The 13,939-nt window shown below is 38.5% G+C and carries 17 protein-coding genes and 1 pseudogene; 12 read left to right on the forward strand and 6 right to left on the reverse strand.

Going from position 1 to position 13,939, the window contains the following annotated elements; genetic code table 11:
* Positions 1-5 precede the first annotated feature (5 nt).
* Entirely contained in the window at positions 6-2,027 is a 2,022-nt protein-coding gene (locus tag ACFQRG_RS10225) for a penicillin-binding transpeptidase domain-containing protein (RefSeq protein WP_380965799.1), read from the forward strand.
* Between the two features lie 39 nt (positions 2,028-2,066).
* On the opposite strand, the gene ACFQRG_RS10230 is transcribed toward ACFQRG_RS10225, so the two are convergent.
* Both ACFQRG_RS10230 and ACFQRG_RS10235 read right to left on the reverse strand, forming a co-directional pair.
* Positions 2,067-2,528: a hypothetical protein gene (locus ACFQRG_RS10230; RefSeq protein ID WP_380965800.1), complete on the reverse strand. Its 462-nt coding sequence runs from the start codon at positions 2,526-2,528 to the stop codon at positions 2,067-2,069.
* Between the two features lie 12 nt (positions 2,529-2,540).
* Positions 2,541-2,738, reverse strand: coding sequence for a hypothetical protein (locus ACFQRG_RS10235; RefSeq protein WP_380965801.1), 198 nt, complete (start codon positions 2,736-2,738; stop codon positions 2,541-2,543).
* Between the two features lie 206 nt (positions 2,739-2,944).
* On the opposite strand from ACFQRG_RS10235, the gene rpmG reads away from it, so the two are divergent.
* A complete protein-coding gene (rpmG, locus tag ACFQRG_RS10240) occupies positions 2,945-3,094 on the forward strand; it encodes a 50S ribosomal protein L33 (RefSeq protein WP_380965803.1) in 150 nt (49 codons plus the stop codon).
* 160 nt (positions 3,095-3,254) lie between these two features.
* Here rpmG and ACFQRG_RS10245 read toward each other — a convergent pair.
* Positions 3,255-3,332: pseudogene (locus ACFQRG_RS10245) on the reverse strand (YjcZ family sporulation protein); the annotation flags it as partial.
* Positions 3,333-3,605: 273 nt separating this feature from the next.
* Here ACFQRG_RS10245 and ACFQRG_RS10250 point away from each other — a divergent pair.
* The 4 genes from ACFQRG_RS10250 to ACFQRG_RS10265 all read left to right on the forward strand — a co-directional run bounded on the left by ACFQRG_RS10250 (position 3,606) and on the right by ACFQRG_RS10265 (position 5,808).
* Positions 3,606-4,172, forward strand: coding sequence for a 5-formyltetrahydrofolate cyclo-ligase (locus tag ACFQRG_RS10250; protein ID WP_380965805.1), 567 nt, complete (start codon positions 3,606-3,608; stop codon positions 4,170-4,172).
* A complete protein-coding gene (locus tag ACFQRG_RS10255) occupies positions 4,163-4,942 on the forward strand; it encodes a DUF92 domain-containing protein (RefSeq protein ID WP_380965806.1) in 780 nt (259 codons plus the stop codon). The genes ACFQRG_RS10250 and ACFQRG_RS10255 overlap by 10 nt, the downstream gene beginning before the upstream one ends.
* Positions 4,939-5,538, forward strand: a complete 600-nt coding sequence (locus ACFQRG_RS10260; RefSeq protein WP_380965807.1) for a molybdenum cofactor guanylyltransferase — start codon at positions 4,939-4,941, stop codon at positions 5,536-5,538. The genes ACFQRG_RS10255 and ACFQRG_RS10260 overlap by 4 nt, the downstream gene beginning before the upstream one ends.
* 72 nt (positions 5,539-5,610) lie before the next feature.
* Complete coding sequence (locus tag ACFQRG_RS10265; RefSeq protein ID WP_380965808.1) at positions 5,611-5,808, forward strand: hypothetical protein; 198 nt, start codon at positions 5,611-5,613, stop codon at positions 5,806-5,808.
* On the opposite strand, the gene ACFQRG_RS10270 is transcribed toward ACFQRG_RS10265, so the two are convergent.
* Entirely contained in the window at positions 5,805-6,680 is an 876-nt protein-coding gene (locus ACFQRG_RS10270) for a hypothetical protein (protein ID WP_380965809.1), read from the reverse strand. The two genes, ACFQRG_RS10265 and ACFQRG_RS10270, sit on opposite strands and share 4 nt — an antisense overlap.
* A 136-nt stretch (positions 6,681-6,816) precedes the next feature.
* On the opposite strand from ACFQRG_RS10270, the gene ACFQRG_RS10275 reads away from it, so the two are divergent.
* From ACFQRG_RS10275 to ACFQRG_RS10290, 4 genes are all read left to right on the forward strand, one after another.
* A complete protein-coding gene (locus ACFQRG_RS10275) occupies positions 6,817-8,277 on the forward strand; it encodes a spore germination protein (RefSeq protein ID WP_380965810.1) in 1,461 nt (486 codons plus the stop codon).
* 131 nt (positions 8,278-8,408) lie between these two features.
* On the forward strand, positions 8,409-9,371 hold the full coding sequence (locus ACFQRG_RS10280; protein ID WP_380965812.1) for an ROK family glucokinase: 963 nt from the start codon (positions 8,409-8,411) through the stop codon (positions 9,369-9,371).
* Positions 9,372-9,503: 132 nt separating this feature from the next.
* Complete coding sequence (locus ACFQRG_RS10285; protein WP_380965813.1) at positions 9,504-10,694, forward strand: M14 family metallopeptidase; 1,191 nt, start codon at positions 9,504-9,506, stop codon at positions 10,692-10,694.
* 354 nt (positions 10,695-11,048) lie between these two features.
* A complete protein-coding gene (locus ACFQRG_RS10290; protein WP_380965815.1) occupies positions 11,049-11,213 on the forward strand; it encodes a hypothetical protein in 165 nt (54 codons plus the stop codon).
* An 84-nt stretch (positions 11,214-11,297) separates the two neighbouring features.
* On the opposite strand, the gene ACFQRG_RS10295 is transcribed toward ACFQRG_RS10290, so the two are convergent.
* Positions 11,298-11,483 (reverse strand): DUF2759 domain-containing protein, encoded by a 186-nt coding sequence (locus ACFQRG_RS10295; protein ID WP_380965816.1) that lies wholly within the window; start codon positions 11,481-11,483, stop codon positions 11,298-11,300.
* A gap of 168 nt (positions 11,484-11,651) precedes the next feature.
* On the opposite strand from ACFQRG_RS10295, the gene ACFQRG_RS10300 reads away from it, so the two are divergent.
* A complete protein-coding gene (locus ACFQRG_RS10300) occupies positions 11,652-12,278 on the forward strand; it encodes an MBL fold metallo-hydrolase (RefSeq protein WP_380965817.1) in 627 nt (208 codons plus the stop codon).
* 193 nt (positions 12,279-12,471) lie between these two features.
* The gene (locus ACFQRG_RS10305) at positions 12,472-13,191 is read left to right on the forward strand and encodes a class I SAM-dependent methyltransferase (RefSeq protein WP_380965818.1); all 720 of its coding nucleotides are present in this window, start codon (positions 12,472-12,474) and stop codon (positions 13,189-13,191) included.
* A 56-nt stretch (positions 13,192-13,247) separates the two neighbouring features.
* Here ACFQRG_RS10305 and ACFQRG_RS10310 read toward each other — a convergent pair whose 3' ends face one another.
* Positions 13,248-13,487, reverse strand: coding sequence for a DUF2626 family protein (locus tag ACFQRG_RS10310; protein WP_380965820.1), 240 nt, complete (start codon positions 13,485-13,487; stop codon positions 13,248-13,250).
* Between the last annotated feature and the right edge of the window lie 452 nt (positions 13,488-13,939).

Raw genomic sequence — 13,939 nt, forward strand, 5'->3', positions numbered from 1 at the left:
ATTGAATGGGGAAAGAAAAGAGGAAAAAAAGAAGTAATCTTCCTTTTCGTTTAAATATGCTTTTTCTTTCAGTGTTTTTAGCTTTTTCAATTTTAATTTTAAGACTTGGTGTTGTACAAATTGTTAAGGGAGAAGATTATAAGCATGCGGTTGAAAAAACACAGCATGTCAAAGCGACACTTGATTCGCCGAGAGGTAAAATTATTGATACTAACGGTAAGGTTCTGGCTGGTAATAAGGCAGAGCTTGCTGTTGTCTATATCAGGCATCCGGGTACATCGAGTGAGGATAATTTAAAAATAGCCCAAAAACTTGCTCAATATATTAATATGGACACATCAAAAGTCACTGACAGGGATATGAAAGATTATTGGATTCTTACTCATAAGAATGCTTATGACGAGAAATTGTCAAAAAGTGAACAGAAAAAATACAAGGATGATCCTACGGGAGAATATAACTTACTTTTAAGTAAGATTACTAAAAAAGATTTATCGACGATTTCAAATAAAGATAAACAAGTTATTGCAATTAAACATGAGCTTGACCAGTCCACTAATTTAAACCCGCATACGATTAAGAAAGGTCTCAGTGAAAAAGAATTGGCGCTGATTGGCGAACATTTAAATGAATTTCACGGAATGATTGAAACATCTGTGGATTCAAAAAGGGATTATCCTAACGGCGATCGTTTTTATCTGGGAAGCGTTAATGATATACCGCAAGAAAAAATTGATCAGTACCTGGCCGAGGGTTATAACCGGAATTCCAAAGTTGGTGTCAGTAACCTGGAACAGCAATATGAAAATGTTCTGCGCGGTATACCAACCGTCCTAAATTTCACGACTAAAAACGGACAGCCGGTTAATACGCCGAAGAAAACCGAAGGAAGCCGGGGAGATGATATTCAATTAACTATTAACAGCGACTTAGAGGACAAACTGGGTAAGCAGATGGAAAAATATATTATGCAGGCTCACGCCCAGTATTCCGGAACGGACAGTGCTTATGCTGTAGTTACAAACCCTAACACCGGCGCGCTTCTGGCATTAGTCGGACGCACGTATGATCCTTCAACAGGAAAATTCAAAGATACTTCCTATAAGACGGTATTAAGTTCTTTCCAGGTTGGTTCAGCTGTTAAAGGCGCTACTGTTTCTGCCGGTTATCAGTATAACGCTATACCTGGTACAATAAGAGATATGCCAATCCATTATAGAGGCGGAGGCACTTTTAAATCATATACAAGCAATATTGGCGTTATTAATGTGGCGACAGCGCTTGAACATTCCTCTAACGTCTATATGGGTACGATAGCAGGTAACATGGCCGGCTTTAAGTTTACAAATGAAGGAAGCAGCTATAGTGTCCGGGTGTTCTATAACGAACGTTATAAAAAAGCCGTAGAAGAATTAAGGCAGGTATTCAGCCAGTTTGGATTAGGCGCGAATACGGGCGTTGATTTACCTTATGAAAGTACCGGTTATTCCGGCGGTATTCCACCGGAACCAGGTAAGATTATGCAATTTGCGATCGGGCAATTTGATACGTATACACCGTTGCAGTTGGCACAATATATTTCAACCATTGCCAATGGCGGTAACCGGATTGCACCGCATTTTCTTGAATCCATCCATGCACCGGGCAAAGATCCGGATAAATTAGGTCCAGATGTTTATAACTATGATCCAAAAATCTTGAACCATATCAACGATACGCCTGAACAGCTTGATGTTATACACGAAGGCCTTCATTTAGTTACCCATGCAGCAGGCGGTACAGCTGCGCAGCTGGGATCTGATCCGCATGATATTTCAGCGAAAACGGGTACAGCGCAAATTGATGTTGAAAAAGACCCGAATTTGTACAATAAAACAGCAGTAGCCTATGCGCCGTCTAAAAATCCGCAAGTCGCTGTTTCAGTCGTGGTTCCGAATATGAAAACAGCGGAAATCAATTTAAACATTGCCCAAGATGCCATCGATGATTATTTTGATTTACAAAAAAAGGGCGATAAAAGTAATTAAAAAATCTCCCGCTCACTATTGAGCGGGAGATTTTTAATTTTATTTAGTGATTTTGTTGACAATGTCGCCAATGGACATATTGCTGCCAAGATTGTAATGGCCGGGCTGTATTTTTTCTTCAAGATGGTGACTTCGAAGATAATCTAACAAATCTTCCTTGTTTTTTATAATTTTATAGTCTGCTAAAGTATTGGCAATATCCACCGTTGTCATGCCTTCTGTTATGTATAGTATAGTACGGTAAATAACTTTCCCGTTATTCTTATCCGGATTGGATTCTTTATGCTGCTTGGCATTTTGCCATTCATTAAATTGTTTTTGATTAACGGCTACTAAATGATGATCTAGTAAATACTTGTTAATATTCTTCGAACTTAACACTTTGTCTGAACTTGTCTGATCATTTTTTGCCGGTTGAATAATTTGGTAATAAAAGAAGGCAATCACTGCACAGGTAATAAGAATACCTGCCGCAAACCCTCTCATTCCCCTTTTTGTCATAAAGCATCACCTTTATCTCTCGCTGTCTTCAATTAGTATTTCTTCTTCTAACACACGAACTTTTTTCTTAACATTATAGAGTTCCTGCATCATTGTGACCGATGTACTTTCTATTTGACCTTCCAGCTGCTTTATGCTGTCCTCTTTGAAAAAGGAAATAACCAGCGTAATAAGACCAATAATGACAAGAACTAATATCAGGTAACCCATGTTAAACCCCCCTTGCTTATACGGACTACTAATTACTTATATCATAAGTTCAACATATGAAAAAGGGGTAACAATGAAATGATTGGACTTTACATTGGTAAATCTATATCAGGAGCTAATTTTAAACTTGAATGAAAGCTTTTTATTTGATAAAATCATATAGTGTTTATTATAAGTTACAATCATATAGCAATGGAGGGATACTAATGCGTGTACAAGTAACACTTGAATGTACTGAAACCGGCGATCGTAACTATATTACGACAAAAAATAAACGTAAAAATCCTGAACGTATCGAAATGATGAAATATTGCCCGCGTTTAAGAAAGCATACGCTTCACCGTGAAACTAAATAATTAAAAAAATAACGCCGAATAACCTGTGAATGGAGTCGGCGTTTGTTTTTGCAAAATATTAAAAGGCGCCTTTACAGGGCGCCTTTTAAATATATTATCATGTTGTGTTGATATGCAATGGGGACTTACAAGAAATGCTGATGCATTAATTAATAATTTTTTAGTAAACGTAAGCTGCACCAACAATAATTAACAAGATAAAGAGAACGACGATTAACGCAAAACCGCTGCCTGCACCGTAGCCATAGCCACCTCCGTAGCCGCCGCATCCGCATCCGCCGTAGCCGCCGCCGTAGCCATAACCGCCGTAGCCGCCAAAGCCGCCAAAGCCCATTATCGCTCACCCCCTTTAAAAGACATATTATACTTTATGTCCCGGGGCACTTTTTTGATAGGGACAGATGCTAATTTTCCTGAAGAAAGGCATTTGGCCCACTGCAGTCGAGAGTGCTTTTTTCCTTGGTTTTAAGTTAAAATATATTTAGTGACTTAAAAGATAAGGAGATGCGTTATGTACACAAAGGCTGATTTACGGAAAAACACATTAAATACTTTAAAACAATTGACGGAGCAATGCTTTGCAAAAAGGTGCCGGTCTATAAAAGGACATCTTCTTGAACAAGATGAATGGAACCGCGCGAAGACAATCGGCCTGACAATTTCAAAAGGCAGGGAAATTCAAACAAAGCCAATCATTGAGGCTGCATGGCAAGAAGGCAAGACTGTTGTTGTTCCCAAATGCTTGCCAAAATTAAAACAAATGGTATTTAGAAAATTAACCTCGTATGATCAATTAGAAACCGTTTATTACGGGTTGTTAGAGCCGGTTGAAGAGAGAACGAAAGCTGTAAATAAACAAGACGTAGATCTTCTTATTGTCCCGGGGTTGGTTTTTGATAAACATGGGTACAGGATAGGCCATGGGGGCGGCTATTATGACCGTTTTTTAGAAAATTACGATGGAAAAACCTGCTCTCTTGCACTGGATGAACAAATTAAAGAAAATATTCCGATAGAGAGACATGACCTGCCGGTTCAAAAAATTGTCACTCCAACGTGTGTGATTTTATGCTCATAAAGATCTTTTATATCATTGTATTGCTATTGGCCGGATGGCTGTCATATAAGAAAGAGCTCTTGACATTGGACGGGGCGCTCGGCATGGCTGTTATTGGTATAGTCATTCTACAGGCTTTCGGCTTACCGGGATTAATGATAATTTTTGTTTTTTTTATTTCTTCAAGTCTTATCGGACACTTTCTAAAAAATAATAAAAAGGTTGAAAAGCCGAAAAGGACGATTTGGCAAGTAACAGCCAATGGCGGAATCCCGTTTCTAGCTGCTTTTATATATATTATATTTCCGTCGCCGATTTGGTACGGCGTTTTCGTTGGAGCAATTGCTGAAGCTGCATCGGATACATGGGCATCGGAAATTGGCAAGACGAGCCGGGAAATACCATATCATTTTAGACTAAGAAAAAGGGTCAATAAGGGGCTTTCCGGCGCAATCACTAAGAAAGGGACCCTTGCCGCTGTTTTTGGTGCATTTTTGATTGCGATTTTATCAGCCGTTTGGTTATCTTACGAAGGGATGTCCGGTTTTTTATTGATCACGATTCTAATTACCGCTGCAGGCTACCTGGGCAACTTATTGGATACTTGTCTCGGTGCATGGCTGCAGGCTCAGTATGTTTGTCATGAATGCGGTAAATATACTGATAACCAATTTCATTGCGGGAAAAATACTGAGCGGCAGCATGGCTATGGCTGGATGACAAATGGTGCTGTTAATTTCATTTCTGTCCTATTTGGCGGTTTATTGGGAGGTTTGGTGATGTTTCTATGAAAGCATATCATTTTGCAGGGATTCTCTTATCCGGGGGTGCTTCCCGTCGTTTTGGCGAGCCTAAGGCTTTTTATCCATATAAAAATAAGCCGATGTTCATGTTTGCTTATGAAAGCTTAAAAAAAGAAACAGAGAAGACAGTCATCGTCAGTCGGTCTGAATTAATAGCCAGATTTCAATCTATGATAGATGATGAGGTCATTAGTGATGACCCGAAATTTTTGGGTGAAGGTCCGCTTGCAGGCATATACACTGCCATGGTTGACTTATTAGCCGAGTGGTACGTCGTTTTGCCTTGTGATATGCCGCTCGTAAATCGGCAGTTTGTCGCGTATCTTAAAAATTGGACACAGACAGAAGAAATTTCACAATGCTTTGTACCGTTTGTTAAGGGGTTTAAACAGCCGATGGCGGCAATTTATCATAGAAGCTGTTTGCCGGATATTGAACAATTATTAAATCAAAGACAATTGAAAATGGATGCTTTATTAGAGCGCGTTAATACACGTATTGTGTATCCGGAAACGGAAGGGTTTCATTCTGATTTGTTTCGCAATATTAATACGAAACAGCACCTATGTGAGTTAGAAAATTAATGAGTTGAACAACCTCTGCTAGTATAAAATAACCCTCCTTATATCATATTAAGCATAAGGAGGGTGACGCACTTGAAAATGTCTTTAGTTCGACTCGTATTGGTGATTATGTTAAGTTGTTTTGTCTATAATAGACGCCATAGAATTTTTCGCTTGATTGTTGCTTTGGCTGGTTTAGGTTATTTTATACTTTCTCAATCTGATCAGATAAAAGAGAATCTATGGAGTCTTTTTTTAAAAAATCGCGGCCGGGAAACAGAAATAGGCTAAGATTTTATCTTTTGTTTAAATAAAGCCAATTTTCCGCTTCTTGTTTTAGTAATAACTAAAAAGTGAGTACTATTTTTATCATATAAAATGATCGGCATAGAACTGCCAATTGGATCTTCAACCTGATTCTCCTTTAGCTTAATACCTAAAATGTAATTTTTATATAACCCTTCCCATAGTTGACTGACGGCCCTATGGGATGTTTTTTTGTCTAATCCCGGCAATATGTTCTGATTATATACATGAAGGTAAGTCAACGGGAAAATAAAATAAGCGGCAGGATGGATATGAAATTGCTCAGCAGCTTCCTCAAGAATTTCCCGCTGCTCTGTCTTAACCGAACTGTCTAATACATGGTACCAGCCTAATTCTTCCGGTGTAACTGGCACTTTAAAAATTGATATCGGTTGATTTGCTGATACCATAACATATCGCTGATCATAGGACATGACATCTTTTCCCGTAATATTTTGATCGGCATGTTTTTCGGCATGATGAATGGTTATCGCCTCGAAGTGTCCGCTTTCATCAAAATCAAGTGTTTTTTCCTGGTTAAGCGTTTGAACATTTTGGCGCCATTTTGAAAGAATCGATGTTAAACGCCCATTATTATATAATAGTGAAACATCTTCCCGTAAATAAACCTGTTGATTAGTTTTTGATGATGTTTGCCATAAAACCTTAAAATGTTTTCCTTGATTTTGAGGTTTAATAGTTAAACTTGTATTGTTATAAATATAATCCAATTTAGCGTCTTCAGGAAAATAAGTAATGCTTTCTTCCAATTCCGAGTTTCTAGTGAAATAGTAGAATAAAAAAGCAATTAGAAAAGATATGACAACAATAAAGAAAAATGACCGATATTTTTTCATAGGATGCCCCCTAAGACATGCTAACCCCTTGTCTCATTCTATGCATGGACTATAAACGGTTATGCCAATGCTTATTGCAAGAAGTATGAAACGCTAAGAATGTGTCAAAGCTATTTTTGGCAAAGGAGGGGGCTTTATGGTCGATCAACAAGGTCATCCGGTTTCAAAGGACTACACTAAAAATGTGAAATATCTAAAGGATGAACTGGGTGTCGGTATTAGCTTTGATATCATTTTTGTTGAGCTGAATTACGCCAATCGCAATATGTCATTATTTTTAGTTGACGGTATGACTCAAGGAAATATCATGCATTTTATAATGAAATTGCTGGCAAAGCTGGATGCCGGTGATTTAGAGCCAGATCCCCTCGATAAATTAATGAAAAAATATCTGCCATATGTTGAGATTAATACAGAAACAAATCTCGATAAGGTTATTTTTTGGATAACTTCTGGACCTGCTGCCCTTGTTGTGGAGGGCTTAGATAAAGTAATCATTATTGATGCCCGCACTTATCCCGCCCGAAATCCGCAAGAACCGGACGTAGAAAGGGTCGTACGGGGAGCCAGAGACGGATTTGTTGAAACGATTGTTTTTAATACAGCGTTAACAAGGCGCAGAATCAGGGATCCATCTCTTAGAATGAGTTATATGTCAGTGGGACGCCGTTCTAAGACGGATATATGTATCGCATACATAGAAGACATTGCTAATCCGGATGTTGTCAAACAAATTAAACATTCAATTTCAAAGATCGATACTGATGGTTTGCCAATGGGTGAGAAAACGGTAGAAGAATTTATCGCGGGCAGGCACTATAATCCATATCCAACCGTCAGATTTACTGAACGGCCGGATACTGCGGCAGCTCATTTATATGAGGGGCATGTTCTGGTTTATGTGGATGGATCGCCTGTTGTCCTTATCACACCATCAACCCTGTGGAATCAGCTGCAGCATGCTGAAGACTATCGGCAAAAGCCCGTGATTGGTTCATATTTACGTATTGTTCGATATTTGGCCGTCTGGTTATCTATCTTTTTTCTGCCTTTATGGTATTTATTAGCAACCGATCCAACGCTGCTTCACCACAATTACAGTTTTATTACGATTAATAAACATTTGGACTTGCCTGTATTCGTTCAGTTATTAATTGTTGAAGTTGGTTTGGATACACTAAGAATGGCAACGATTCATACACCAACCTCTTTAGGGACTGCCCTTGGCCTTGTCGCGGCTATTATGATCGGTCAGATTGCTGTCGGTGTAGGTTTGTTTGCGAGTGAAGTCGTATTATATATGTCGATAGCAGCCATCGGTACATTTGCCACGCCGACTTATGAATTAAGTCTTGCCAATCGCTTGTTTCGAGTACTCATGTTAATTTTAACAGCACTTTTTCATGTGCCGGGTTACTGGTTTGGGTTTTTCTTTGTTTTTGTCTATCTTACCAGCTTAAAATCTTTTTATGTTCCCTATTTGTGGCCGTTTTTACCTTTTTCTTTCAAAAGCATGAGAGATGTGTTATTCAGGACCCCGTTGCCGCTTAAAAATCGCCGTCCTGTTGCTTTAGGGACAAAAGATCCAGACATATAAAGACAATTAATGTCCAGTATATTGCTGGACTTTTCTTTTATATTTTAGGAAAATAGTAAGGTATACGGTTGTATTAGACAAAAAAATTAAGTTTAAAAAAGTATGAAGATAAAAAAGGGTTGGGTTTTATTATGAGTGATAATTGGTACATCGGTATTGATCTTGGAGGAACATCCGTTAAAATGGCCTTTATCGATGATGATGCACAAATCATTGATAAATGGGACATTAAAACAGATACAACTAACGATGGAGAAAACATTGTAAGCGATATTAGCAAAAGTATAAAGTCTAAAATTGAAGAACATCAAAAGGATAAAGATCTGATTAAAGGTATTGGCATGGGAGCGCCCGGTTTTTTAGAGATGGAGACAGGCTTTGTCTATCAGGCGGTAAACATTGGCTGGAAGAACTACCCGCTCAAAGAAGAACTGGAAAAATCAGTGGGTCTTCCTGTTATTGTAGATAACGATGCCAACATAGCCGCTATCGGCGAAATGTGGCGGGGAGCGGCAGAAGGTGCAAAAGATGTGCTTTGTATTACTTTAGGAACCGGTGTCGGCGGCGGTGTTATTGCCGGCGGTGAAATTATTCACGGCGTTAACGGCATGGCCGGAGAAATTGGCCATACAACAGCAGTTACAGATGGAGGCGTACTTTGCAATTGCGGTAAAACCGGATGCTTGGAGACGGTATCTTCGGCTACAGCCATACGGCGAATGGCGATTGATGGTTTTAGAGATCATCCCGAGAGCCCTTTAAAGAAGCAATATGACACAAATGGCGATATCAGTTCTAAAGATGTTCTTGATCGTGCTAAAGAACAAGACCATTTGGCAATGTCAGTTGTAAAAAAAGTGGCTTTCCATCTCGGTTTTGCACTGGCAAGCTTTGCCACAACAATGAATCCTTCTAAAATAGTGATTGGCGGCGGTGTATCCAAAGCAGGAGACACGTTGTTAGACCCTGTGAAACACTATTTTAAGATGTATGCTCTTCCAAGGGTTAACGAAGGTGTAGAGATAGTTCCCGCACAATTGGGCAATGATGCAGGTGTTATCGGCGGCGCATGGCTGGCGAAAACTAAACTATAATAAGACGTGTTCAAAAACCCTGGAGGGCGCTGAAAAAAATTCCCCTTTCTGTCATATCTATATTTCACTCTTCATATTTTCCTCAAGACCATTCATAGGATAGATATAGGAAAAGACGAGGAGGGGGAAATAATGAACATTAATGTTCGAGATGGCGATACGCTTTGGTATTACAGCCAATTATTTGACGTTCCGCTGCAATTGGTTATAGACAGTAATCCAAAGATTAATCCTGAACAATTGACAGCAGGATCGTCTGTTGCTATCCCTGGCTATGTAAGACATACGCATACATTGGAAAAAGGTGAATCATTTTGGTCTATTGCAACAAAAAGGCAATTGCCTCTTGATGCTTTACTGTTATTAAATAAAGAAGTTGATCCGGAAAATTTACAAACCGGGGAGACGATTTATTTACCAATCAGAGTCGCCAAATCAATTGTTAAAGGAAAGAAGAAGTACGATTACGATTCTTTAATGCGGGATCTCAAGCGTTTAGAAACCGTTTATCCATTTATCCAAAAGGACATTATTGGCCAATCTGTAGAAGGAAGACCATTACACGAAATTCGGATTGGAAATGGTGAAAAAAAAGTGCACTTTAATGGATCTTTCCATGCCAATGAATGGATTACGACTCCGATTATTATGACCTTTTTAAATGATTACCTTGTAGCTTTAACCAATCGCCGTACCATTCGGGGATTAAGTCCTGCACCGTTTTACGATAATGTCACTTTATCAGTTGTTCCGATGGTAAATCCAGATGGTGTAGATTTAGTATTAAAGGGGCCTTCGGCTGAAAGCGAGCATCGGGAAAACGTCATTAAATTAAATAAAGGTAAAAAAGACTTTAAAGAATGGAAAGCAAACATTCGCGGGGTCGATTTAAATGATCAATTTCCAGCTGATTGGGAGGTTGAACAAAACAGACGGGAACAGAGTCCGGCACCGAGAGATTATCCAGGCACAAAACCATTGAGTGAACCTGAAGCAAAAGCAATGTCAGAACTGACAAGAAAACGCGATTTCGACAGTGTTTTGGCTTTTCACACTCAAGGTGAAGTGATTTATTGGGGATATAATGAGTTTGAGCCGCCTGAAACTGAAAAGATTGTTAAGGAATTTGAAAGAGTCAGCGGCTATGAACCGGTAAGGAATGTTGACAGCACTGCAGGTTACAAGGATTGGTTTGAACAGGAATGGCGGCGTCCCGGCTTTACTGTTGAGCTGGGCAAAGGAACAAACCCCCTTTCATTGCAGCAATTTGATGAAATATATCAAAAAAGTCTAGGCATATTTTTAGCAAGTTTGTATATGTAAAAGCGGTTACTGATTGGTAACCCTTTTTCTTTTTTTGTTAAAGGTGTAATCTGCATGCCAGCCAAGTTTTCTTTACAATTTGTTGAACACTATTTTGTAAGCGGTTACTTTTTGTTATGCTTAATTTAAGCGTTAATGGTAGGGAGACTATTACATTGGATTATTGCTTCGTACGTTCAGATCCGGTTATGATTTAATAGCATTAGCATTAGCAGTTCAAAAGGCGGTTATCGTGTCTATCGATTAGGTGATGGAGAACATCCTGAAACATGGCTGTTCGATGTTTCAAATGCTGATAAATTAAAAGATAAAGTGCAAAAATGGTGCAAAGCAAATCTTCCGGAAGATATGGCAATGATAGATTTTCCAATAAAAAATGGCCAGAAGACATATCAAAAGGTGAAACAATACCTTCAAGACCATGATGTACCTTATGAAATGAAGCATAGGACTTTTTATGTCAGGAAAAAAGAATTTGATCGTTTTCAAAACGATTTGAATAACCTTGTCAGCGTGTAAAATAATCTAAGTTTATAAAGGGCAGCATTTTATAAAATGAAAGGAGCAGGGGAACATTCCCCTGCTCTTTCACGATTTCTTTAACTAGCTTCCAACCTGAACGCCGCCGCCTTGGAGCACATCAATAATAGTCATAACAGAAAACCAGCCGAATACAGCTAATGAAATAATAGCATATCCTGCGCCAAAGATATTCCTTTTCTTAAGCGCTCTAATAGCTCCGTACAAACAAAGAATTGCGATCAGTAAAAAAATAATTCCAACTGCCATACGGTTTCGGCCCCCTTACATACAATTCTAAAAATTCACCTAATTATATTTCATATTTTACCTTTTTATGATTCGTTTGTCGAGTTAATTTGTTTTCGTTTATACTTAGTGTATCAATTGGCAAGTTTTCTTTACAATAGAGAAGAGTAAAAATGAGGAGGCAGGAAAATGAACTGGACACAACTTCCGTTAGGTGCGATACAAACAAATTGTTATATTCTTGAAAACGACAATGGTGAAGCCTTGATTATTGATCCAGGCGATGAATATGAAAAAGTTGAAAATTTTATTAAAGAAAAAGGGTTAAAACCGTTAGCGGTCCTTTTGACACATGCCCATTTTGACCACATTGGCGCATTGGACGAAGTCAGATTAAAATGGCAGGTACCGGCTTATTTACATACAAATGAGTCCGATTGGTTAGGGGATCCTGAAAAAAATGGTTCGGCTCATTTTCCGATTGTAGCTAATTACCAGTGCAAGCCGGCTGAAAAAATTATCAATTCAGAACAAGATATATCCATTGGCTCATTTCATTTTCAGGTCATTGAGACACCAGGCCATTCACCTGGAAGTGTTTCTTTTTATTTTAAAGATAAAGGTGTCATTTTCTCGGGCGATGCTTTGTTCTACGGCAGTATTGGACGTACAGATTTGTATGGCGGAGATCAGAGTGTGTTATTAGAAAGCATTCATCAAAAATTGCTTCCGTTACCTGAAGAAACAATTGTCGCACCGGGACATGGGTTTGAAACGACAATTAAAAATGAAAAGAATTCAAATCCTTTCTTATAAGAGATTCTCAATAAATTCGGGAATATTTTCGTAAAATTCACTTCGTGTTCAAAGCAGGTGCTTATCTCCCCGATGACATCCGCAGGGTTTTTCAGAAAGCAGTTTTGCTCTTTTGTCCAGATAATGATTAATGAACCCCTTTACCTAACTTTTCATAAGATATGTTGATGAATAGGGTAAAGGGGAGTCATTTGTGAATAAACGAAGGTACCTTGACTTTTTGGCAAAAATGGGTATTAACAGCGCTCATCCAGGAGGTAAACCACTAACAGAGGCGCTTTTATTAAAAGAACAATTAAAAGCGGATGAAAAAGTTTTAGATGTAGGCTGCGGCGCCGGAGAGACCTCTTTTTATATTGCCAATCAATATCATTGTGAGGTCACAGGTTTAGATTTACATCCGGAAATGATTAAGCAGGCAAGAGTTAGGGCAGAAGCGTCACCAGTTCCTTTTCGGATCATTCAAGGCAATGTCGAGAGCATGCCGTTAAAAGATCAAAGTTTTGACAGACTACTGGCTGAATCAGTGACTGTATTTACACAAATACCGCTGACCTTAAAAGAATATTACCGAGTGCTGAAAAAAGGCGGCAAAGTGCTGGCCATAGAAATGACGTTGGAAAAACCGCTTACAAATGAAGAAGTTCAAGAAATACAAAATCTCTACGGCGCCACTAAACTTCTGACAGTTGATGATTGGCGGGCTGAGTTTAATAAAGCAGGTTTTTCCGAAGTTGAAGTTATCCGCGGGGAACATATCATCAATGGACCTCAAGGGATTAGCGATGTTTCAACCTTTAACTTTTCAAATCATTTGGATTTGGAAGCTTTTGAAGTATGGTGGGATCATATTCAATTAATGGATAAATATCGGGGGATACTGGGCTATCGTATTTATAAAGCTATAAAATAAAACGCCAGGAGCACCCTGGCGTTTACTTCTTTTAATTAAAATATAGGGAGTTTTCTTTAACCTTTGCCAGGAACCATCATAAAGGCAGACCAATACGTAAAGGCGACGAAAAATAATGTTAAATAGGCACCAAAAATATAAATGTATAATCGTTCAGATAAGTTCAAGAAGCTGACGGCGAAGAAAAAGACCGTTTGGGCATAAAATAAAAGAGCCATTGGCCAAAGATCGCCAACCATTGCCATAACACCTATAGCGGCAGTAAAAAAACCAAGCACCCGAAACATGTTAGGCATTTTTGTCCCTCCTCCAAACTCCTAACTTTCTTAACCCTATTATAAAGAAAAATCCGTATATTGTAAATATTATTAAAGGGTGAAATGTCCGAATAATGATAGATGTATTAAAAGAAAACCCAAATAAGTTTTATGATTTTCAATTTTCCATTTTAGAAATATTGCCATTAGGATTAGATGTTGAAGATGTTATATTACGTGAAAACATATATAAAGTTAAACTCAGAACAAGGGAATTTGGGTATAATAAGAACTAGGGAGATATCCTTTAATTATGGAATTTTGTTTATTGAAATTTTAGGCAACAAGACATTCAAAGGAAGAATTGATTACGGCCACTTGATTTTACCACCCTTGCCAAGTTATTTACCACGGCTTGCCAAAGAATTTACCACCCTTCGCCAACGTATTTACCATTGAATATAAAAAGCCCTACAGATTAACGGTTTGCT

Source organism: Scopulibacillus cellulosilyticus (assembly GCF_042665295.1).
Classification (GTDB): domain Bacteria; phylum Bacillota; class Bacilli; order Bacillales; family Sporolactobacillaceae; genus Scopulibacillus_A; species Scopulibacillus_A cellulosilyticus.